General features: G+C 44.9%; 16 protein-coding genes and 1 pseudogene. 6 read left to right on the top strand and 11 right to left on the bottom strand.

What is annotated here, in order from left to right; all coding sequences use genetic code 11:
* Nucleotides 1-439 precede the first annotated feature (439 nt).
* Complete coding sequence (locus AMS66_RS12150) at nucleotides 440-1,024, bottom strand: TetR/AcrR family transcriptional regulator (RefSeq protein WP_053781028.1); 585 nt, start codon at nucleotides 1,022-1,024, stop codon at nucleotides 440-442.
* A 213-nt stretch (nucleotides 1,025-1,237) separates the two neighbouring features.
* On the opposite strand from AMS66_RS12150, the gene AMS66_RS12145 reads away from it, so the two are divergent.
* The 3 genes from AMS66_RS12145 to AMS66_RS31720 all read left to right on the top strand — a co-directional run bounded on the left by AMS66_RS12145 (nucleotide 1,238) and on the right by AMS66_RS31720 (nucleotide 3,562).
* On the top strand, nucleotides 1,238-2,188 hold the full coding sequence (locus tag AMS66_RS12145; protein WP_201782165.1) for a DUF3500 domain-containing protein: 951 nt from the start codon (nucleotides 1,238-1,240) through the stop codon (nucleotides 2,186-2,188).
* Between the two features lie 284 nt (nucleotides 2,189-2,472).
* Entirely contained in the window at nucleotides 2,473-3,378 is a 906-nt protein-coding gene (locus tag AMS66_RS12140) for an SDR family oxidoreductase (RefSeq protein WP_053781026.1), read from the top strand.
* Nucleotides 3,362-3,562, top strand: coding sequence for a hypothetical protein (locus tag AMS66_RS31720; protein ID WP_160319686.1), 201 nt, complete (start codon nucleotides 3,362-3,364; stop codon nucleotides 3,560-3,562). Before AMS66_RS12140 ends, AMS66_RS31720 begins: the two co-directional genes overlap by 17 nt.
* 186 nt (nucleotides 3,563-3,748) lie before the next feature.
* On the opposite strand, the gene AMS66_RS12130 is transcribed toward AMS66_RS31720, so the two are convergent.
* The 5 genes from AMS66_RS12130 to AMS66_RS12110 form a co-directional block, all read right to left on the bottom strand.
* Nucleotides 3,749-4,693, bottom strand: coding sequence for an ABC transporter substrate-binding protein (locus AMS66_RS12130; RefSeq protein WP_053781024.1), 945 nt, complete (start codon nucleotides 4,691-4,693; stop codon nucleotides 3,749-3,751).
* Between the two features lie 77 nt (nucleotides 4,694-4,770).
* Nucleotides 4,771-6,078, bottom strand: coding sequence for an NtaA/DmoA family FMN-dependent monooxygenase (locus AMS66_RS12125; protein WP_053781023.1), 1,308 nt, complete (start codon nucleotides 6,076-6,078; stop codon nucleotides 4,771-4,773).
* Between the two features lie 341 nt (nucleotides 6,079-6,419).
* Nucleotides 6,420-7,391 carry an alpha/beta hydrolase fold domain-containing protein gene (locus AMS66_RS12120; protein ID WP_053781022.1) on the bottom strand — a complete coding sequence of 324 codons (972 nt, stop codon included), beginning with the start codon at nucleotides 7,389-7,391 and terminating at the stop codon, nucleotides 6,420-6,422.
* Between the two features lie 235 nt (nucleotides 7,392-7,626).
* On the bottom strand, nucleotides 7,627-7,896 hold the full coding sequence (locus AMS66_RS12115) for a CD3324 family protein (RefSeq protein ID WP_053781021.1): 270 nt from the start codon (nucleotides 7,894-7,896) through the stop codon (nucleotides 7,627-7,629).
* Between the two features lie 289 nt (nucleotides 7,897-8,185).
* Entirely contained in the window at nucleotides 8,186-8,647 is a 462-nt protein-coding gene (locus AMS66_RS12110; RefSeq protein WP_053781020.1) for a protein kinase family protein, read from the bottom strand.
* Nucleotides 8,648-8,973: 326 nt separating this feature from the next.
* Here AMS66_RS12110 and AMS66_RS12105 point away from each other — a divergent pair, with 326 nt between their 5' ends.
* Nucleotides 8,974-9,597 carry a TetR/AcrR family transcriptional regulator gene (locus AMS66_RS12105; protein ID WP_082350657.1) on the top strand — a complete coding sequence of 208 codons (624 nt, stop codon included), beginning with the start codon at nucleotides 8,974-8,976 and terminating at the stop codon, nucleotides 9,595-9,597.
* A 47-nt stretch (nucleotides 9,598-9,644) separates the two neighbouring features.
* Nucleotides 9,645-11,951 carry an MMPL family transporter gene (locus tag AMS66_RS12100; protein ID WP_053781019.1) on the top strand — a complete coding sequence of 769 codons (2,307 nt, stop codon included), beginning with the start codon at nucleotides 9,645-9,647 and terminating at the stop codon, nucleotides 11,949-11,951.
* A gap of 152 nt (nucleotides 11,952-12,103) precedes the next feature.
* Here the strand turns inward: AMS66_RS12100 and AMS66_RS12095 are convergent, their stop codons facing one another.
* On the bottom strand, nucleotides 12,104-12,976 hold the full coding sequence (locus AMS66_RS12095) for a LysR family transcriptional regulator (protein WP_053781018.1): 873 nt from the start codon (nucleotides 12,974-12,976) through the stop codon (nucleotides 12,104-12,106).
* Between the two features lie 111 nt (nucleotides 12,977-13,087).
* On the opposite strand from AMS66_RS12095, the gene dapA reads away from it, so the two are divergent.
* The gene (dapA, locus tag AMS66_RS12090; protein ID WP_053781017.1) at nucleotides 13,088-13,984 is read left to right on the top strand and encodes a 4-hydroxy-tetrahydrodipicolinate synthase; all 897 of its coding nucleotides are present in this window, start codon (nucleotides 13,088-13,090) and stop codon (nucleotides 13,982-13,984) included.
* A gap of 197 nt (nucleotides 13,985-14,181) precedes the next feature.
* Here the strand turns inward: dapA and AMS66_RS12085 are convergent, their stop codons facing one another.
* The 4 genes and pseudogenes from AMS66_RS12085 to AMS66_RS12070 form a co-directional block, all read right to left on the bottom strand.
* On the bottom strand, nucleotides 14,182-15,396 hold the full coding sequence (locus tag AMS66_RS12085; protein WP_053781016.1) for a GNAT family N-acetyltransferase: 1,215 nt from the start codon (nucleotides 15,394-15,396) through the stop codon (nucleotides 14,182-14,184).
* Between the two features lie 324 nt (nucleotides 15,397-15,720).
* The gene (locus tag AMS66_RS12080; protein WP_053781015.1) at nucleotides 15,721-15,993 is read right to left on the bottom strand and encodes a barstar family protein; all 273 of its coding nucleotides are present in this window, start codon (nucleotides 15,991-15,993) and stop codon (nucleotides 15,721-15,723) included.
* A 15-nt stretch (nucleotides 15,994-16,008) separates the two neighbouring features.
* Nucleotides 16,009-16,446 carry a ribonuclease gene (locus AMS66_RS12075; RefSeq protein ID WP_053781014.1) on the bottom strand — a complete coding sequence of 146 codons (438 nt, stop codon included), beginning with the start codon at nucleotides 16,444-16,446 and terminating at the stop codon, nucleotides 16,009-16,011.
* 161 nt (nucleotides 16,447-16,607) lie between these two features.
* Nucleotides 16,608-19,187, bottom strand: a pseudogene (locus tag AMS66_RS12070) (glycosyl hydrolase).
* Nucleotides 19,188-19,420 lie beyond the last annotated feature (233 nt).

Below are 19,420 nucleotides of genomic sequence, written 5' to 3'. Positions count from 1 at the left end.
TGTCCATCTTATAGGGTACATTTTATTTGACTTAGATGAAGTAAAGGCTAAAATAAAAAAAGCCGCTAAATTAGCGACTTCTTCTGGTATCATGTTCTTGCCCCGCGAAATACCATTTTAATCCATCTCTATAATCTACGAATCTATTGACGGTGAACAAGAATTTGTACTTGTGTACCGCCCTTTTGATCCCCATCATTTTACACAATAAGAAAACGTTAAAAAGGAATTGAGTATCCATTTGCTGAAAAGCGCGACTGTCAATCTCCAACGATCAAGTAACACATATTAATAGCAAGATACCGACCTTCAAGTCGCTATCTTGCTATTAATAGTACCTCGTTTACGCTAAGCCCTATGCAGTGTAACCACGTGAGCAATGAGTAAGTGGATTCCATTCTTCATCTTGTCCAGTCGGTCTTTGCAATTAAGCGACCCTTCAGCGCAATTGTCTTGCACGAAGGTCGCTCATGAAGTCTTCGGCAAGTTTAAGTGGGACAAGTTGTTCGGAATTGCGTCCGCTCAGAATCCAGAAGAATGTCGGTCCAATCAACAAGGCTGTTGCCTGATCGATTGGAATTGGAAGTGTGTCCTTCCCGAGCGCGCGCTCAATCACGACCCGGGCGCTGTCGCCGAGCAGGTCCTTCGCAGAGAGTAGTTCCCCCACGGCAGAGTCGTGTTGTGCTTCACCCAGGAGAGCCCGATAGGCAGCGCCTGCCGGTGAGTGCGTAAGGAAGCGAACGAGTGCTTCCAGGTACGCTCTTAGATCATCCAACGGAGCCCCTGTGGGACTAATCTCCAATTCTTCCTCGGCATCGGCTACACTGGCCTCGAACAGGATTTCCGCTTTGTGTGACCACCAACGGTACAAAGTCTGCCGGGACACTCCTGCTTTCTCGGAGATGCCCTTCATCGTCATTGCCGCATATCCGACCTCGACCAAGAGGTCATCAACCGCATCCAAAATAGCCGCCCTCGCTTGCTCACTTCGGGGACGACCGCCATGATAATGTTCTTTTTTCATGTCTCAACTATACACGGAGACAGTCCTCTTTGTCCAATTCCAAACCATATATGTGGACACCGTGTCTCGTATATGCTATATTTTCGGTGCACGGTGACTCGAAACTGTGTCGATCATTTCAATTGATGCCCGAAGAGGGCTATGAAGGAGATAACAATTATTATGCGCATATCTACGGCTAGAGTGGCACATACGTACAACTGCCCAACAACCTTGAATGGCAAAGTCGTCGAGCTCGCGAAGTCGTTCGCGGCTACGCTCTCCTATGACCAGCTCCGCGATTTGAACCAGGACTATTCGCTGAAAAATGTAGTGAACTGGTCGAACTATCCCCAGGCAACGATGGGTCACCGCGGCCGAAGCGGTCTCCGGATCGGCAGGCTCTCGGAAGAACAATGGACATCGCTGAATGTCTTACTCGCGGCGGCTACCGGTTCAGGCAAGAACAAGGGCTATGACGAGATCCAACAGATCCTTAATGCCGACGACTATCTTCGTGATTACGGTGTGGCCCGGGACTACGGGCGGGAGAACTTCTACGTTGCCTTCCTTGGTACGCCATCAGATTCGGGGACGTGGGAGCTGCAATTCGGCGGACACCACCTCGCAGTCGCCAACACTTACACTGGTGGTAACCTCGTTGGAGCAACCCCCTCGTTCCGTGGTACTGAACCGTTCTCGACCTTCGAGTACAACGGCATAAGCAATCAACCCCAGCAGCAGGCACAGAGAACCTTCGTAGCTCCGCTCGCCTCATTTGACAATGACCAGTTATCCTTATCCAGACTCCGCGACAAGTACCGGGATCTCTTGCTGGGCCCAGGCAAGGATTGGGCGTTCCCTACGACGGCTGAGGGCATTCGGGGCTTCGAATTACGCGAAGACCAGAGAGCCCTGCTGCTAGCAGCGATCGAAACCTATGTCAGCAGCATCGACGACGAGAACGCTGCGAGAATCCTCGCTGGCTATGAGGACGAGCTCGATTTCACGTACGTCGCTTATTCGGGCTCAACCTCCCTGAGTAAACCGAAGGACTATATCCGTATCGACGGTCCTTCGGTGTGGATCGAGTTTTCTATGCACAGCGGTATAATCCTTTCAGACCCACATCCACACGCTGTGTGGCGCGACAAGAACACGGACTATGGTGGGAATGCCTTCTAAAACAAACTTGCCCATTGGCGCTCACGCAACACTGATTGATGACTCTCCAAACCCGCTCGTCACTAAGCCGACATTCGCTCACGTCATGCATCCATGGGTCTTCCCACGCGTCTTGTCCCTACTCCAAAATAATTACTAGACACATTGTACTGTAACTGTTATATTAAGTTACACAATGTCTCGTAATTGTCAGAAGCGGACATTTTCGTGAATCCTGACAATGCGAGTAACCGTAAAAAAATATGAAGTGTAGCCTGTGGAAGGGCTACAAGGAGGTAACACAGATGAATGTATTTATTACTGGAGCAACGGGATGGATTGGATCGGCCACCGTAGATGAGTTGCTGAGAGCAGGCTACAAGGTCGTCGGACTGGCTCGGTCGGACGTCTCTGCGGCTTCGCTTGAAGAGAAAGGCGCGACTGCACTGCGCGGGGATCTCGATGACCTCGACGCCCTCCGCCGGGGGGCGTCCGAAGCTGAGGCTGTCATCCACCTGGCGAACAAGCATGACTGGGCGAATCCTACGGAGTCGGATCGTGCTGAACGGGCTGCAGTCGAAACTCTCGCCGAGACACTGATCGGTACTGACCGGCCTTTCATAGTCGCTAATGCCATCTCCGGTCTGGTTCAAGGGCGTCCGGTGTTGGAGGCTGACCCGTCCCCAGCTGTGGGCCCGGGCTCTGACAGGGGGGGCTCCGAAAATCTTGCTCTCGACTACGTCGGTCGTGGAGTACGGACCATCATCACCCGTTTCGCTCCGACGGTCCACGGGACTGGAGATTGGGGATTCATTAATTTCCTAATATCCGCGGCCCGCAGGCAGGGCGTGTCCGGGTACATCGGTGACGGTTCCAACGCTTGGTCTGCAGTGCACCGTTCCGACGCAGCCCGGCTCCTCCGGCTGGGACTCGAAAAGGCGCCGGCTGGATCGCGTCTACATGCGATCGCAGAGGAAGCCATCACCACTCGATCGATTGCCGAAGCAATCGGGCGCACCCTCGACATCCCGGTAGCCTCGATTGCATCAGAAGACGCCGATGCGCACTTCGGATTGGTCGGCAGCTTCTTTAAACTATCCATGACCGGCTCCAGCGAACGTACTCGCGAACTTCTCGGATGGACGCCAGCTTCACCAACTCTGATGGATGACATCAAGGCTGGTGCGTACAAGCATGTCGGAAAACCATAAGTGCTCCAAGGATAGTTTCCCCGGTTGCCGTGAAAACGTCACGACAACCGGGGCTGATTCTGCCCTGCGTTTGCGCGTGCATCATCCTGGTCGTTGGCCTTGTTGCCGCCATCAATCTGGCGGTTCCAATGCTCTCGCTCAGCGGGCTGCATCCGAGTTCGTCGGAGCTGCTGTGGAACGTTGACACATATGTCATCGTCTTCGCTTGCCTGGTTACTCCGGGCGGTGCGGCCGTTCACCACTTTTTGCACTCTATAATTTCCCTTTAATTCTAATATTAAGGCGGACTCAATACGACAATGTTCTTGTCTTCTTACATTAAAAGATCCGATTGCGCTCAGAATCAGCAATCGGATCTTTTGTATAACAATTATTGTTCAGCCAATTTCAGAAAATACTCTGAGGCCAAACGGACAGCCAGGATACTCGCACTATTGAGGGAATTATCAAATATAAGAACATGGTTGTTTTTTACTGCCTCCAGTGAGTTCCATACCTTCGAAGATTCCTTTTCCTTTAACGCTGCCTTTGCTACGTCAATATCATGCTGGATAATAATATAATCGGGATTCATGTCAGATAGCCCCTCCAGCGACAGCGACTCTCCCCCCTCTGGATATCCCTTCGGTGCCGATAACCCAAAGCCTGAAGTTTGATTGTAGTACATTGTATTCTTAGATCCTTGAGCATTAAAATTGGCTTTGCTGTCAACTCGTAGCAAGGCAAAGGTTTTATTCTCAAGAGTACTTAACTGTTCTTTCGTTTTCACTATCATTTCTTGGGTTTCCTTGATGGTTTCTTCCGCCAACTTCTCTTTTCCAACAACCTCAGCGAGAAGCATCGTCGTTTTTTCCCAGGTGTCAGTATAGTCGATTAAGATGACTGGAGCAATCTTGTTCAACTCATCATAAATGGTATCCACAGACCCCTTGAAGGTTACAATTACATCAGGCTGAGCCGCAATAATCTTTTCCAAATTCGCTGAGTCGCTCCCCAAATCAATAATATCAGCAGATTCGGCGTAAGGCTGTAAAGTAGCAAACTTTTCCAATGCTTCCGCCGCGCTTGTTGATGCAATGGGAGGTGTATCCAAAGCAAAAAAGTAATCTAAATACAAAGGATGTAGCACCGCTATACGCTCTGGTCGTTTCTCAAGCACCACTCCATTGTCGCTGGCATCCTTAATGGTTCTTGGCCATCCTTCACCCTCGATTTTGCTGGCTTCAGGAGTAACTGCGACTGGCGTTTCAGAACATCCAGCCAGTACTCCTGCAAGTATAATTATCGATGCAATCCATCCTATTAATCTGTTCATATGTCCTCCCCATACGATACGTAATCCATATTGTGTGTACACATGCTCTCGCTTTAAAATAAAAAAACAGTAATGACCTATGAACCCTCCAAATGATCACGCAACGTTTGTCCCATATATTCACTTCTGAACAAGCCTCTTTCAACCAACTTCGGAATCAGCTTTTCAAAGAATATTTCCATCGATTTTTCTGAACCGCCTGGCAGCGCGATGAATCCATCAATCGCACCTGCCTCAACCCGCTCAATAATATCATTCATTACGGTCTCGACTGTCCCCACAGATACCCAATGGGCAGATCCGACAACCTCTGGCCGGTCCAGGATCTCTTTCACTGTAGGTTGATATTTTGTAATAAATCGGCGCAACAGCTCGGCATGTGTGCGGCTGCGGACAGCCTGATCAGGAGCTGGAAGCATATCTTCAGTTACGCGTTGATCCAAGGAAAAACCGCTTAAATCAAGGCCCATCAACGATTGGAGAGAGGCATGTCTACGCTCAAGACTTAAATGGGCATGAGCAGCCTTATGTAATTCAAGCGCTCCTTCGTGCGTATCGGCCAGGAAGAAATATAAACCCGGCAAAACTTTAATCGTGTTCGGATCGCGCCCATGTTCTACAGCTCTTTTTCTCAAATCACTTCGCAATTCCACACCCGATTCAAGATCCGGCATTGCCGCAAAAATAGCATCCGCTACGGAAGAGGCAAAATTCCGTCCAATTTCCGAAGCTCCGGCTTGAAACAAAGGAATGCTTCCCGATGGATGAGAAGGTAAAGTTAGAGGCCCTTTTACACTGAAAAATTCACCAGAATGATGAATTGCATTCACTTTTTCCTTATCAGAAAACATGCCTGACTCACGGTCAATAACAATGGCTTCACTCGGAAAACTATCCCAAAGCTTGCATACCACATCCGTAAACTCTATTGCCTTGGAATACCTTTCTTCCGGGGATGGCATTGGTGAATTACCGAAATTATCGGCTCCCTCAATAGAAGTGACAATATTCCAGCCAGCACGTCCATTGCTTAGCCAATTCAAGGATTGAAGCTGTCGGGCAACAATGTACGGTGGATTAAACGTGGTGGAAATGGTCGTAACCAGTCCGATCCGATCGGTTTCACGAGCTATAGCTGCAAAAAACAAAGTAGGGTCCGGGCTGCCGAAATTAGAAGAATCGCCTAACATCTGCGGGCTAATATATAGATAATCCGCTCTGAAAAGAAAATCGAGCTTTGAGTTCTCTGCTATTTTTGCCCAATGAATATAATAGTCAATGGCTCCTGTTTGCTCCACTCCGCTATCCGGGTGTCGCCAACCGTCACCTTTATTCCACGTTGCATTTAGGGACAATCCAATACATAGTTGTCTGTTTGAACTCATTTCTACCAACCTTTCTTATCATTGATTTGCTCCTAGAAAGCCCTCGGTCAAATTCAGCCTCCATTTAATAATAATGATTCTCATTATCAAAACAAAGTTTAGCAAGTATTTAAACAAATTTGAATACACAGGTTACAAATTCAATATGCACAATTATCTAAATTATGGTTGAGTGGCAAAAGCTCCAAGTCCTTGTACCCTGACAAAACGAAAAAAGCCGCATCAATGCGGCTTGTATCTTTCAACGCTTTAACTTGTGTCATCTATACTGTTTGCCGCCCTGTTGTCTCGGTTCCGGTTCCGGCTCCGATTCCACTTCCTCTTCTAGATCAGTCCTATAATCAAAGTAACTCCAGAGCTTTCAACAAAGCGTACTCACTAGAGGTGGCACCTATTTGAGAAAAATGTGCATTCGGAAACATTGGAGCCAAATGATGATATCCGGGGAGTACTTGCAATTCGATTAAGACACCGTCAAAGGCAAGTTGTTTGGCAAATAATAAGGTTTCATCTATGAACAAATCAATGCTTCCTATGCTCATATAAGTGGACGGTAAACCAGCCAGAGATTCTGCACGTGCTGGTACGTAATACTCGGTTGTTCCCTCTTGTCCCGGTTCGTGACCTAATACTGATTTCCAGCCGAAATAATTGCTTTTTTTGGTCCAAACAAACTCGCCGGCATATGGATGGTCTGGCAAAATACTCGTACGGTCATCGAGCATTGGGCTGCGCAGTCTTAGATGATGGATGTCGAATTCCTTCTGGTCGCGAACGTACAGGGCTAACCCCGCCGCCAATCCACCGCCAGCACTGCTGCCCGCAAGAGCGACTTTCTCAGTATCTATTCCTAATTCCTCGGCATGCTTGATGCACCATTTCAGACCCGAATAACAATCCTGCAATTGACTTGGCTGAATATGTTCCGGCGCTAGCCGATAGTAAACAGATACACAGCAAAAACCATGTTGCACAGCCAGTGCCGCATTGCCTTGGCGATCACCGACCGTACTGCCCATAACCATGCCCCCACCGTGAATGGAATAATATAACGGCATCTTACTGTGCTTTGGTTGGCGGGGTTTGATAATTTCTATACGAATATCAGGTCCGCCAAAATAACTTGGCACCGCCCTTTCTTCGAATGTGACAGGAAACAACTGCGTTACATCGATTTGCGGCATCATTTTTGTTTGACTTTCCCGTGCTTCCATTAGTGTGGCAGCAGAAAGATCGGTGTTTGGTATTAAATCAATCACACTCACTATCTCCTGATCGATCAGATGTCTGCTTCTGCTTTTTTGTTCATTCATAGTTACCATTTCCTCGCTCTCTTAATCATTTCCAATGAAGTGCTGCTCTCTCCAATGGAGCAGTATTCCCGATTTGAATCAAAATCAAAAGTTACCTTTTTTTCTCGCTGTATCGACTTCTCTACTGCCTATTCATATTGTAAAGAACGCAATAAACGATTCAAATGAAAACAATAAGTTAGAATCGTTTTTGACATAAAAAAACACTGATGAAGAAATTCATCAGTGCCGTTGACTACTTATTTTTGGAATAAACAATTTTCTTAATGGTTTCAACAGAGAGAAAGTAGTCCTTAGCAAGCTGCTCAATACTGCTTTTATTCTTAAAGGCTTGTCTGATAGTGGTATTTCGGAGATCTAACCATTGCCTCCCGCCACTCAAACTTCCCCAATGATTATATTCTTTTTCTTGTTTCGGAATGTAAATCGTCTCTCCCTGGACATACTCTTGAATCATTATAATTAGCTTTTCGGGCAATATTTTTTTAGCGTTTGTATATTTCACTCTGCTTCACTCCTTATTTTTGAAAATAAGGTGCAAAGCCAAAACATTAGAAAAGCTTATTTAGCGTTAGAAAAGATTTAGCCCCATGCAAAGTAACGCTTCTCCAATATTGGCTTTGCACAAGTGAAGAAAGTCACAGACAATCTTAACAGATTCTCCATCAGTAAAGCACCCCCCCTTCTACGTTAGCCAGTATAGCATAAATATAATCACTTCGGACCATCTCAAGATTAAAAGTTAGTCGTTCCTATGGATATATTTAATTAACTTAACTTTACTGGTATCGATATCATTTACAGGGCTCTTTCCACTTTTCAAAATCACTTTTGATGTGTAGACGCCAATTATTTTGGTCAAAAAAATTAAACCCGTCGGTTGAATGATAACCGTATCCTGGCATTGCTACCTCATGGAGCATTGCATGATACACACCCATTTGAAAAGATAGCTTTTCATCAATATTTTCTGTACAAGGCACACCTTGTATTGCTGAAAGAAGCAACGCCCCCGTAGTACTTTCATCCCCATACCAAATGTCCAATACCTTAGGAACAGGTAATACGCCCTTCAATGTTTCAAGCATCTGAAGTTCACGAAAAAGCTTATCCTTGTTAAATGGAATCTTTACATAAACGTCTTCTCCACTAGCAAGAGTAAGTTTATATACATCCGAACTAAATGATTCAGGAACATCTTCAATATTCAAAACATTCAACTTTAGCTTTTCTATAACGTTTAGAATGGAACTCATGTGGAACCTCCTCTATTTGGAACTCTAATATAAATCAGCGAGCCTGTTTGATGCGGCTCGCTGATTTAATGCTCTGCCATTCTATAATACAATTCGAAACTAGGGCCTTCAACATGTTAGTCAGATGTCGGAAACCATGACAAAGGACGAAGTTTTACGTTTATCGCACAGGTATAAACTTTCCCTTTGAGCAAATTTGCCTAAAGGGAAAGTTTAAGCTAAAATGATCCTGAGAAAGGAGTAGTATGAACCCCAAATGAAGTCAACAACTTACGATTGCTTTCCCCCTGAAACAGCCATGTTGGAGGTGTACGCATAAGCGGAAAATGATGACAAAACAAACATTACGGCACATAAAAAAAGAAGCGACAGAGCAATCGCTAGCGATTGCGGCATTCGAACTTGCACTTGAACATGGTCTGGACGGGTTCGTTGTTGAAGATATCGTGCAAAAAGTCGGTTACTCCAGAAGAACTTTCGCAAACTATTTCACATGCAAGGAAGAGGCTGTTGCGATGGGAGCTACAGCTGTTCATAACACTACTGAGTTCGAGAATTTGCTCACCCAGATTCCCCCAAATACCTCCTTGCTTGACGTTCTGTATCAACTCATCCAGATGCAGCTAACAGCGGATCTCATAGGAAGATTGCGTGAACTTTTGTTACTTTCGAAAAAATATCCGGTGTTAGAACCGCATTTCCTTGGGGTATTGCACCAGATGCAGACGACTGCGCAAGAAACATTGTTAGACTTGTCTAACGGAAATGATGACGAGGTATATACTTATCTTCTTATAAACGCAGTTTACGGGATCATTCTTCCTTTAATTGACGGAAGACTTAATGTGCTGCTCCCGGGACAAAAGAAGAATGACCATCCAAGCACTAAAGCTGTAGCGTTCGATGAGTTTTTAGAAACCATGTTTGGTTATTTGCGCAAAGGATTCTGATGCGCTAGCAATTCATATTCACCATAGAAGGAGTGTAAAAGAGATATATGTCTACATTATTATACAGAGTGGGGAAAACCGCTTTTCGCAAACCGGGGTATTTCATCATCGGTTGGGTATTGATTCTGGGTATTGTCATTTCTATGATCAGTATCAATGGTATTCATATCAGTTCTGAAATGAAAATTGAAGGCACAGAATCACAGAAGGTCTTGGATCAATTAGCTAAAGAATTGCCAGCGGCCTCCGGCGGCCAAGGAAGTGTTGTGTTCAAAGCACCTGACAACGAGCGTTTGGATACACCTGAACGTTTGGCTGCAATGATGAAAGCTGTTAGTGAAGTTTATGGGTTGAAGGATGTGATTAATCCTGCGGATTATGCAGCTGAAGCTAGCAGTTCGGGTGCATCCGCAGACATGGCTCAGGCTGCCAATATGCAGCAATCAGCTACAACCTCTCCTCCTCCCTATGGTCCTCTAATGGTGGATGGCATTCCTGTACCTGGTGTCCTTCTCTCTTCTGACGGCAAAGTTGCTCTGTTTCAATTTCAGTTTACCATTGAGCAGTCTGCAATTACTCAAGATGTATTTGATTCTGTAATTGACTCCGTTATGACTGCCCAGCAAGGAACCAACATCACGGTGCTACCGGGCGAAACACTCAAAACGGTAGCGATCGGTGTGGGATCGGCAGAGATTATCGGACTGATCATTGCTATCATAGTTTTGCTAATCACCCTAGGTTCCGTCGTTGCAGCAGGTCTGCCTCTTGTCACTGCACTCCTCGGCGTAGCCATTGGAGTAGGTGGAGCGTTCTCAATCTCCAAATTTATTGAAATGCCGAGTGTCACTTCCGTCCTAGCTCTCATGGTTGGTCTGGCCGTCGGAATCGATTATGCTCTTTTCATTGTCAATCGCCAGCGGCGAATGATTATTGATCAACGTTTGAGCGCACAAGAGGCCACAGCAAGAGCCATTGGCACATCAGGTAGCGCTGTATTTTTTGCCGGATTAACTGTCATTATTGCACTGTGCGGTATGCTTGTCATCGGTCTCACATTCTTATCTACGATGGCTTTAGTTGCCGCAGCTACCGTTCTTATTAACGTATTTGTTGCCCTTACTCTATTGCCCGCTTTACTTGGATTGGTGGGTGAACGCATCTGTTCCCCTAAAGCACGCGAGAAAAGCACAAAACATCCTAAAGCGGCTGGCCGCGGGATCGCTCACAGATGGGTGAAATTCGTTATCAAGTATCGTTGGATCACAATTATTGCCATCGTCGTGCTTCTTGGGGCGGCGGCCACTCCTATAACAAAAATGGAGATGGGTATCCCGGGAGCTTCTTCAGCCAATCTGGACACGCCAGCAAGACAAAGTTATGACGCAATATCCGAAGGCTTTGGAGAAGGATTTAACGGACCACTTATTCTGGTCGCAGAGCCTAATAATTCTTCCTCTCAGGTGACTCCGGAACTGTTGGGCAATCTCATGAAGGAACTCCAAAGCCAAAATAACGTTGCACAGGTTACACCACTAGGCATGACAGAAGATATGGCTATCTTTAGTCTTATTCCCGAAACGGGTCCCAACGATAAAATCACCAAAGATCTGGTGAATGAACTACGATCTACTGAATCGAGCGTTGCACAGACGAATGACGTTAAGATTGGTGTCACCGGACTCACTGCTGTTAACATTGATATGTCAGCCAAATTGGCGCAGGTATTCCCTATCTATGTAGGAATTATTATCCTGCTGTCGCTTATCATTCTGCTCCTGGTATTTCGTTCGATTATCGTTCCAATTAAAGCAACTATCGGCTTCCTTCTTAGCATTCTGGCTACATTCGGGATCACTACTGCTGTATTCCAGTGGGGCTGGCTCCATTCGCTCTTTGGTTTCGACACTGGCGGCCCGCTGCTGAGCTTTATGCCGATCATCGTGACAGGTATCCTGTATGGCTTGGCAATGGACTATCAGGTCTTCCTTGTCAGCTCGATGCGGGAATCATATGTACACGGTCACAGAGGAACAGAGTCTGTTGTTCATGGTTATAGCCAGGTAAGTCGCGTGGTTGTTGCCGCAGCGGTGATCATGGTCTCGGTATTTGCTGGGTTCATCTTCACAGATGACGTCATGATCAAACAGATTGGTTTCACATTAGCTGTAGGAATTCTGATTGATGCTTTCATTATTCGGATGGGATTGGTTCCTGCCATCATGGCTATTTTCGGTGACAAGGCTTGGTCACTTCCAAAATGGCTGGATCGCATTCTACCGAATCTGGACGTTGAGGGCGAGAAGCTGATTGCTACACTTAATGCTGAAGATCATTCCAATTCTAAGTCTTGATATGGAATGTTATTAATTGACTTCGCTTGGATTCAACATCGTCAAGTATTCGATGATAGTACAAAAAAGCCCATTGACCAGTTCGGTCAATGGGCTTTTGTTTTGTTTATCTTCCGGCTTTTAAAAAATGATTCAACTGAGCTTATAGTGCTTTATTTCTTCAAGCTTTCCATAAAATAGTGCAGTGCGTTGGACATCCACTTCTTTGGATGAAGAACGAGCTGAATTTCGAGTTGAAGTTCTGCATGTTCTAGGGGCAATACCTTCAGTTCCCCCCGCTCGATTTCCTCCATTACAGCCATTTGCGGCAGAATCGAGATGCCCTCTCCTGACTTAATACTTCTTTTGATTGCTTCCGGATTACCAAGTTCCAGACCAATCCGATAGGGGATTGAATTTGCACGAAGCACCCGTTCAAGCAGCTGCCTGTAATTACAGGTATCTTCAGGCATGATCCATTCCATGTCCTTTAGATCATTCAATTCAATCTGCGCTTTGGCGATCAGCGGATGTTGCGGATGGACGATCAGCAATAGCGGTTCTTGACGAATGGTAATCCACTGCAAAGCTGGATCACTCGAATCATCTGCGAGAATAAGCCCGATATCGGCTTCACCCTCCCTGACCTGATGCAAAATCAACCCCTCACGATTCGTATGCAATCGTATGTTGAGATCCGGGTATTCCTTACGGGTAGCTTGCATATATGGAGGTAAAAAGTAAGAAGCGATGGAATCCATCGTACCGATCGTTAAGGAGCCACCGCCCTGCTTCGCCATTTTTTCCTTGGACTGCTCAAACAATTCCAACATTTGTCCGGCAAGCTTGAACAGCTCTTCCCCGGCAGAAGTCAGACGAATTTTGTTATTGCTGTAGCGTTCAAACAGTTTGACTTGATATGCTTTTTCCAGCTTCTGAATTTGCGTAGTAACGCTGGATTGTGCATAACCCAGCACCTCTGCGGCTCTGGTGAAGCTCTCGCGAATTGCGACTTCTCTGAACGTCTGAAGATAGATCAAGTCCAACTTGCTCACCTCATCGAAAATATTGATGACAACTATCATTTGTTATAGGTAACTGTGATGCTGGTTCCTATGATACATTAGTTTCAATATAACGGGAAGAGGTAGTTGATTATGATGAACGAACAACATGTTCAAGGAATTTATATACCGGTAATTGCCCCTTTTTCGGATGACAACAAGTTGGACATTGAATCTTATCGGAAGTATGTTACCCATCTTGCCAAACATGACATTCAGGGTTTGGTCGTAAACGGCACGACAGGAGAATCTCCGACCGTCTCCTGGGATGAAGTAAAGCAGATGGTTGAGGTTACCAAAGAGATTTTGATAAGTCTGAACAAAACCATCCCCATCGTTGTGGGGACAGGAACAAATGATACCTATTCGACGGTTCATCGGACCGAAATGGCCGCAGAATTAGGAGCAGATGCAGCTCTGGTAGTCACTCCCTATTACAACAGGCCCACGCAAGAAGGTATTCTGGAGCATTTCTCCAGCGCCTCCCGGACAGGATTACCGATTCTGGTCTATGAGATTCCGGCTCGAACCGGTAGTCGAATGACCTTGGATACGATGAGAAAAGTCTTGGATCTGGACGGGGTTATTGGCCTGAAGGACAGCACTGGCGGTTTGGATCTGCTGCTGGGTCTAACCCAATATAAGACGAAACCTGTACTATGCGGTGAGGATGCGTATTTCCATGCGATGCTGTGTCAAGGCGCCGCAGGCGGGATGGTGGCCTCTGCCAATATTCATACCCAACGGTATGTGGAGGTATATCAGCGATTTGCATCTGGTGAAGTGAATGCATCTAGAGACAGCTTTAAGGAACTGCAACCGCTGATTAGTGATGTATTTGCAGAACCTGCTCCAGCCTCGATCAAATGGTGGCTTGCTCAGCAACAGCTGATCGCCTCTGCAAAATTGCGTTTGCCGCTGACTGGCGCATCCGAGATAGCAAAACAAAGGCTCTTGGATACACTCGCAAATATGGTCGTACCTACTTAAACAAAAGCATATCTTGCTATGACCTATGAATACATTCAGTCTGATATAGTAAGTCAGATTGGTTTGGAAATAAAAAACAACCCGTATTGATAAAACTCAATACGGGTTGTTTTAACTTTAACCACAGATCTCCAGACGGAGAACGAGATCATGCTAATTCACCATTCATAAGGGAATGCTGTTCACTACTTTGAATATTAAAAGTAATCAGAAAAGTAAGGCGCCTGCTGCTCGATAGCATCTTCTAACAAATCAAGCGTTTCTGGATCACATTTAATGCGGCCAATCTTATGCAAATACTCAGGACGCTTATAGCCTAACAACATGGTTGTCATGGTTTGGATGTTTATGCTGTCTTCACTGCGTCTGCTTTGACTTCGAATCACTCTTCCGCTTCCACTCGGTTCAATGTGTAGTGTAAATGTGCCTTGATTCCAGGACAGCAAAGGGTCCTGCAATGTAAAGGTCCATTCTCTCTCCATCGCTGCGGGTTTGAACGGATATTTTGAAATAAATTGCTCTATGTCCACGATCCGTGCCATAAAGTAAGGGGAAATCGTTTCCTTAATATCAGCATCTTCCAGCAGAAAGGCAAGCTGTTCATCCGTATGAATATTGCCAACTACCTTGGAAATCATTGAAAAATGCGCACTAATGAAATTCCATAGCCCACTTCGCGCCTCTTCATGAATGAAAATCATATCTTTGACGTGAAATACTTCTTCTTCAATCCAATATAATATGTAGCCATCAGGTTGACCGTCTTCCCCATAATAGACAGCTGCAGTTAAGTCATCTGAATCCCATCGCCAGTACTCACTCCACGCAAGTTCTTTTCGCAGCATGGCCCCATGAGTTTGCATGGAGAAACGTTCATAAGCCGTCCTCACATCTTCGCTTTCGGGTTCTACACGTGCCACATCTCCTGGAACGGGTTTGTTTTTGGGTAATTGGAAGTCTTGAACCTCGAATACAATTTTATCAGAAATGATTTCCCATCCTTTACGTCGATAATACGGTATGGAATACGGATACAAATAAGAAATGGATTGTTTCTTTTCACGCATATTGGTGAGAGCTTGCAGCAGCAGTTTGTTCATTAAGCCTTGACCGGAATATTCAGGAAAAGTACCTACACCTGTTACGCCACCCATAGCGTAAGTTTGGTTAAATATCCGAACCTCAAATGGATATATGGATACCTGAGAAATCAATTTTTCTCCGTCAAACCATCCAAGTACATCTGCTTGTTGTAAAACAGGTGACTTCTCATGGAGGATTTCGCTTTCTTTCCATCCATGTTTGTGAAGATCATTATGAGTGACCTGAAATACATAACGTAACAGTTGGCTATATTGTTCTAAATGTGATAAATCTACTTTCTTCATTTTTAAATTTTGCTTACGATGCATGCCAGTTATTCTCCCTTAGTTTTAAATTATATTATTTACCAATTGCTTCAGAATAATGCTAGCTGTGACCTATTTAGTCCTTTATGACAACAATGAATGAATGATTGTCAGTCATTTTTATTGTTTTTTAAAGAGGCCCCTAAACTACAGGACCTCCATACCCAAGGCATAGCTAATAAAAGTAAACAGTTGCTCTTTCATCTAAAATCCGAAGCACGCCCACAGTTAAATGACAGCTTTCAATTGAATAACACAGATAAAATGTACAGTAAAAAAGCGAGCCAAAATCGGCTCGCTTCAAATTCTCATGTTTTAACTTTTATATCATTTTAATTCAAAATTGAATCCTTCCAATTCTTCTTCAGCTTCACGCATCAGGTCCAATAAACGATCTGCGTATTCTCCAAGGGACCTCCTGGTTGCATCAAAATCAAGCCACTGAATGGTAAGTGGCATTGGGATGAAGCCAGTCAAGCAATCCCACAATGCATCCAAATTCCGACCATACGTTGGATCTAATTCAAGTCTGGCCTGAAGGACGTCATGTAATTCTTCCTTTCCATGAATGTCCCTTCCATTGATGACTACGGTTTTCATGATATCACCCTCTCCCTATTCGATCTGCTCAAACGTACGATAGTGGTCGGTTGTTTTATAGATCAAACCATCATTGGAGTATAAAATCCGATCGCTCCCCCGCGTTCCTCCCGAATAGTTAATGTCTGCTTCGTACCAGGTTCTTCCTTTTTTCTTGGGCAACAGCCCTTCCCGATTTTGAAATACGTCGCCGCCAATGCTTTTGCCTGGTGCCACTTTTTCCAAATTACCATTGCTAGGCTCCCATCCTAATTCTCTAGCCTCTTTCTTGGTTATATAATTTTCCGGAAGTTCATTATGCTCCGAAATATACTTGGCCACTTCATCAAATTGCGTTAGAGCTGCACTCTCTTGAGATGAGCCATTTAATGAAACCGGTTCGAGTGCGCATCCTGTAAACAGGATAGTAGCCAGAATAAAAAGTAAAGCACCTAACCATTTTTTTACAAACATTGATTTTGATCTCCTTCTGAAAAATTAGCATCCTACCCATCATAACATGTTCCTTTCGTAGACTCCTCTTTATATTCTTTTCTCTCGACTTTCGGCCATCCCAAAAATAAAAGGCTGGAGCAGGGGATAACCCCGCTCCAACCTTTATTATTCTTGCCTGCTTACGGCTCGATCCCCCAAACCAGTTGACCGTTGATATACCCGGTAACCTGTTCATTGTTTGCGAACTGAGTACTGGATGCCTTAAACGAGTAATCGTTAGCCTGGTTGTAATTGGACCAGTTGTTTTTAGAGAACCGTGCTTGAATTTCTGCACTTTGTCCGGTATTAAGCGTTCCGGCGGAACTCGAAAAACCAACTTCCAAAACATAATCCGCTCCGGCAACTGGAGTTGCCAATTTAACGAATTTGCTGGTTACATTTGCACTCCCGATACTTGCCCAGTCAGACCAGAAGCTCTGTGCTTCTTCCCCGTCAATCGTATAGTAATACCTTATTTTCACATCACTCAATTGAATCGCCGAATTACCATTGTTGACTACTTTGAATTTAGGTGAAATTCCGTTAGTGGACACACTTTTATTACCGTTAAAGGATTGGATCGTCAAGTCCCCAGAGGGTACTGAAACACTGCTGTCCACTACATTTACTGTAAGAACAGCGTTATTCCCTCCGCTGAAATGAAAGGTTATCGCATTCTGGCCTAGCGGCAGCGTGGAAAGATAAGATTTGCGCAAAACGATAGCCGTACTTGATGCCGGATAATCCTGGTCCGATACAAGCGTATAATTTCCATTCGTTATGCTCGTGAGCTGTTTTCCGTTTAAGGTAAGGGACAAGGAAACATCCTGCGCTAGATTCGCTGCTTTATCAAATGTCGTATTCACGGGCGAAATTACAGCGCTTGCGCTTGGTGTTGAATCGACAATTTTAACTTTTAATACAGGATCTTGTCCTTGATTAAAATCAAAAACGATCGAATGATCACCAACCGGCAGCCCGGCCAAGAATTCTTTTTTTAACAGCAACGTACTTCCGCTTAACGTATAATCCTGATTTGCAGTCAATGCAGTAGTACCTACCCGGAGAGCGGTTAACGTATTACCGTTAAAATTCACGGTTATGGCTTTGTCGCTTGAATTGGGTGTGTATTTATCAAATTCGACGGTTGTAGGTGTGAGGGACGCATTTGTTGATGGATTGTTAACCTTCAAATTAGGCAGTTCATCCAGCGTAATCACATAATCACTTTGATAAAGCGTTTTCAGAGTTGCCGGATAATTAAAGGCAGAACTCATGAGATGCTCGCCATATCATGGACAGAAGTAGAGCCACCCTGATTTTTCCTCAGTCAGATTCTGTACACTTGGGACGGTGTCGTTCTCCGTCATGGCCACCATTTTCTTGCCGTCAGTTAAATCAACCAGCTGATAGAAGATCGAGGTAATAGCATCCTCATTCGGTACACCCGACAGACCGTCATTGCGGTTGTATATCGTATTGTATTTATCATAACCGACAATATCTACCTGATCGTCTCCAGGATACCATGCAGGAGAAGTGTTATACACGTAGCTGTTGTAAGTCCAAATCAAGTTGTGCAAATCGTACGTTTCTGTAAGTTCAGTATAGAGCAGATCCCATAGTTGTTTGTATACATCCGCACCTGCGGAAGCCCACCAGAACCACGCGCCTTCCCCATTTAACCCACCATTGCCCTCTGCCTCATGATATGGCCGGAAAAGAACGGGCACATTGTTATCTTGCAGAATCAACAGTTGTTCCGCCAGATCATCAATAGTACTCATTACGTATTGATATTCTTTCGTACCAGGAATTACGGCATTTGCTGTATTAAAATTGGTTTCTGTTGGCTTGTAGGTCGCCTCCTTCCAATCCACATGATCCCCAAGCTGGTAGGTCGTGAAATTTCGGGGCACATTGATATGCCAGGAAGCTGTCGCGATTCCATCCCGGTTATTCACCCAATCGATCATTCGATCCGTTGTACCATCTTCCCATCCGTAGAGCGGATTATAGTTCATAAAATCAAAGCCGCGGATAGCCGGATACTTCCCTGTTAAATTATGAATCCAATCAAACTCCAACTCCGTATTGCCATCATTTCCACCTCCGTAAATCTCCTGCTGGCCGGAGATAATGTGATTGCCATAAACCTCGGTTAAATAATTCATCAGAAGTTGAGTCTCAGGTGTGGCTTGGGAATCGGTAAGAACAGGCTGAACCTCCAAAGGATCCAAATTGGCATAATCCACAGTGAAGATGTCGAAATAAGCAAATCCCCAGCCAGCCTTCAATTGAATCGTGTTACTTCCCTGATTCAGCTTCTGAAAACCAAAATTGAAATCGGACCATGTGGTTGTGTAAGGCAGCATATACGAGCCCTTGGTAACACCATTAACCGATAGATATTGAAGTCTGCCGTCAGCACTTAACTCCTGCATGTATCGGGTGGAGATGGCATACATGCCCGTTTCCGGAACAGTCACAGTGAAGGATATCGTGCCGGAATTCTGCATCCAGACAAATCCACTTCCAGAAAATCCGGGCTTGGGTTGTCCGTAAATTTCTGTCGTCACTTGAAGATCGGAGGAAAGTAAAGCGTTTTCGCTCTCGATCGTAAAAAGTGGTGAATCTGCATGAACGGGTACCGTCATCAATCCAAGAAGCAGAGTCAATGCCAGCATTAATACGCCTGTCTTTTTGAGCAAAATCTTCATTATCATCTTCCTTCCCATTTTAAAATATGATAAAGAATGATTCCTCTGTCCACTCATGATGGCGATTTCATTGTAAAGATAGCATATATATCAATTTTTGCAAATATATGGACAAAAAAATCCATATGAACAAATTTGCCTCTTGAGTAAATTTACACAATGGGCAAATTAAAATTAAGATAGTCCTGAGGAATGATCACTCCACGAAAGTTAACAATTTTAGTTTTCAATAT

The sequence above is a fragment of the Paenibacillus xylanivorans genome, assembly GCF_001280595.1.
GTDB lineage: Bacteria > Bacillota > Bacilli > Paenibacillales > Paenibacillaceae > Paenibacillus > Paenibacillus xylanivorans.
This window is presented reverse-complemented; position numbering and strand designations above follow the sequence as displayed.

What these genes read in the sequence shown, in the direction of transcription:
- dapA (WP_053781017.1), top strand. Translation starts at nt 13,088, where the DNA reads ATGATGAACGAACAACATGTTCAAGGAATTTATATACCGGTAATTGCC.
- AMS66_RS12110 (WP_053781020.1), bottom strand. Translation starts at nt 8,647, where the DNA reads ATGAGTTCCATTCTAAACGTTATAGAAAAGCTAAAGTTGAATGTTTTG.
- AMS66_RS12105 (WP_082350657.1), top strand. Translation starts at nt 8,974, where the DNA reads ATGATGACAAAACAAACATTACGGCACATAAAAAAAGAAGCGACAGAG.
- AMS66_RS12080 (WP_053781015.1), bottom strand. Translation starts at nt 15,993, where the DNA reads ATGAAAACCGTAGTCATCAATGGAAGGGACATTCATGGAAAGGAAGAA.
- AMS66_RS12150 (WP_053781028.1), bottom strand. Translation starts at nt 1,024, where the DNA reads ATGAAAAAAGAACATTATCATGGCGGTCGTCCCCGAAGTGAGCAAGCG.
- AMS66_RS12075 (WP_053781014.1), bottom strand. Translation starts at nt 16,446, where the DNA reads ATGTTTGTAAAAAAATGGTTAGGTGCTTTACTTTTTATTCTGGCTACT.
- AMS66_RS12120 (WP_053781022.1), bottom strand. Translation starts at nt 7,391, where the DNA reads ATGAATGAACAAAAAAGCAGAAGCAGACATCTGATCGATCAGGAGATA.
- AMS66_RS12140 (WP_053781026.1), top strand. Translation starts at nt 2,473, where the DNA reads ATGAATGTATTTATTACTGGAGCAACGGGATGGATTGGATCGGCCACC.
- AMS66_RS12100 (WP_053781019.1), top strand. Translation starts at nt 9,645, where the DNA reads ATGTCTACATTATTATACAGAGTGGGGAAAACCGCTTTTCGCAAACCG.
- AMS66_RS12130 (WP_053781024.1), bottom strand. Translation starts at nt 4,693, where the DNA reads ATGAACAGATTAATAGGATGGATTGCATCGATAATTATACTTGCAGGA.
- AMS66_RS12085 (WP_053781016.1), bottom strand. Translation starts at nt 15,396, where the DNA reads ATGCATCGTAAGCAAAATTTAAAAATGAAGAAAGTAGATTTATCACAT.
- AMS66_RS12125 (WP_053781023.1), bottom strand. Translation starts at nt 6,078, where the DNA reads ATGAGTTCAAACAGACAACTATGTATTGGATTGTCCCTAAATGCAACG.
- AMS66_RS31720 (WP_160319686.1), top strand. Translation starts at nt 3,362, where the DNA reads ATGTCGGAAAACCATAAGTGCTCCAAGGATAGTTTCCCCGGTTGCCGT.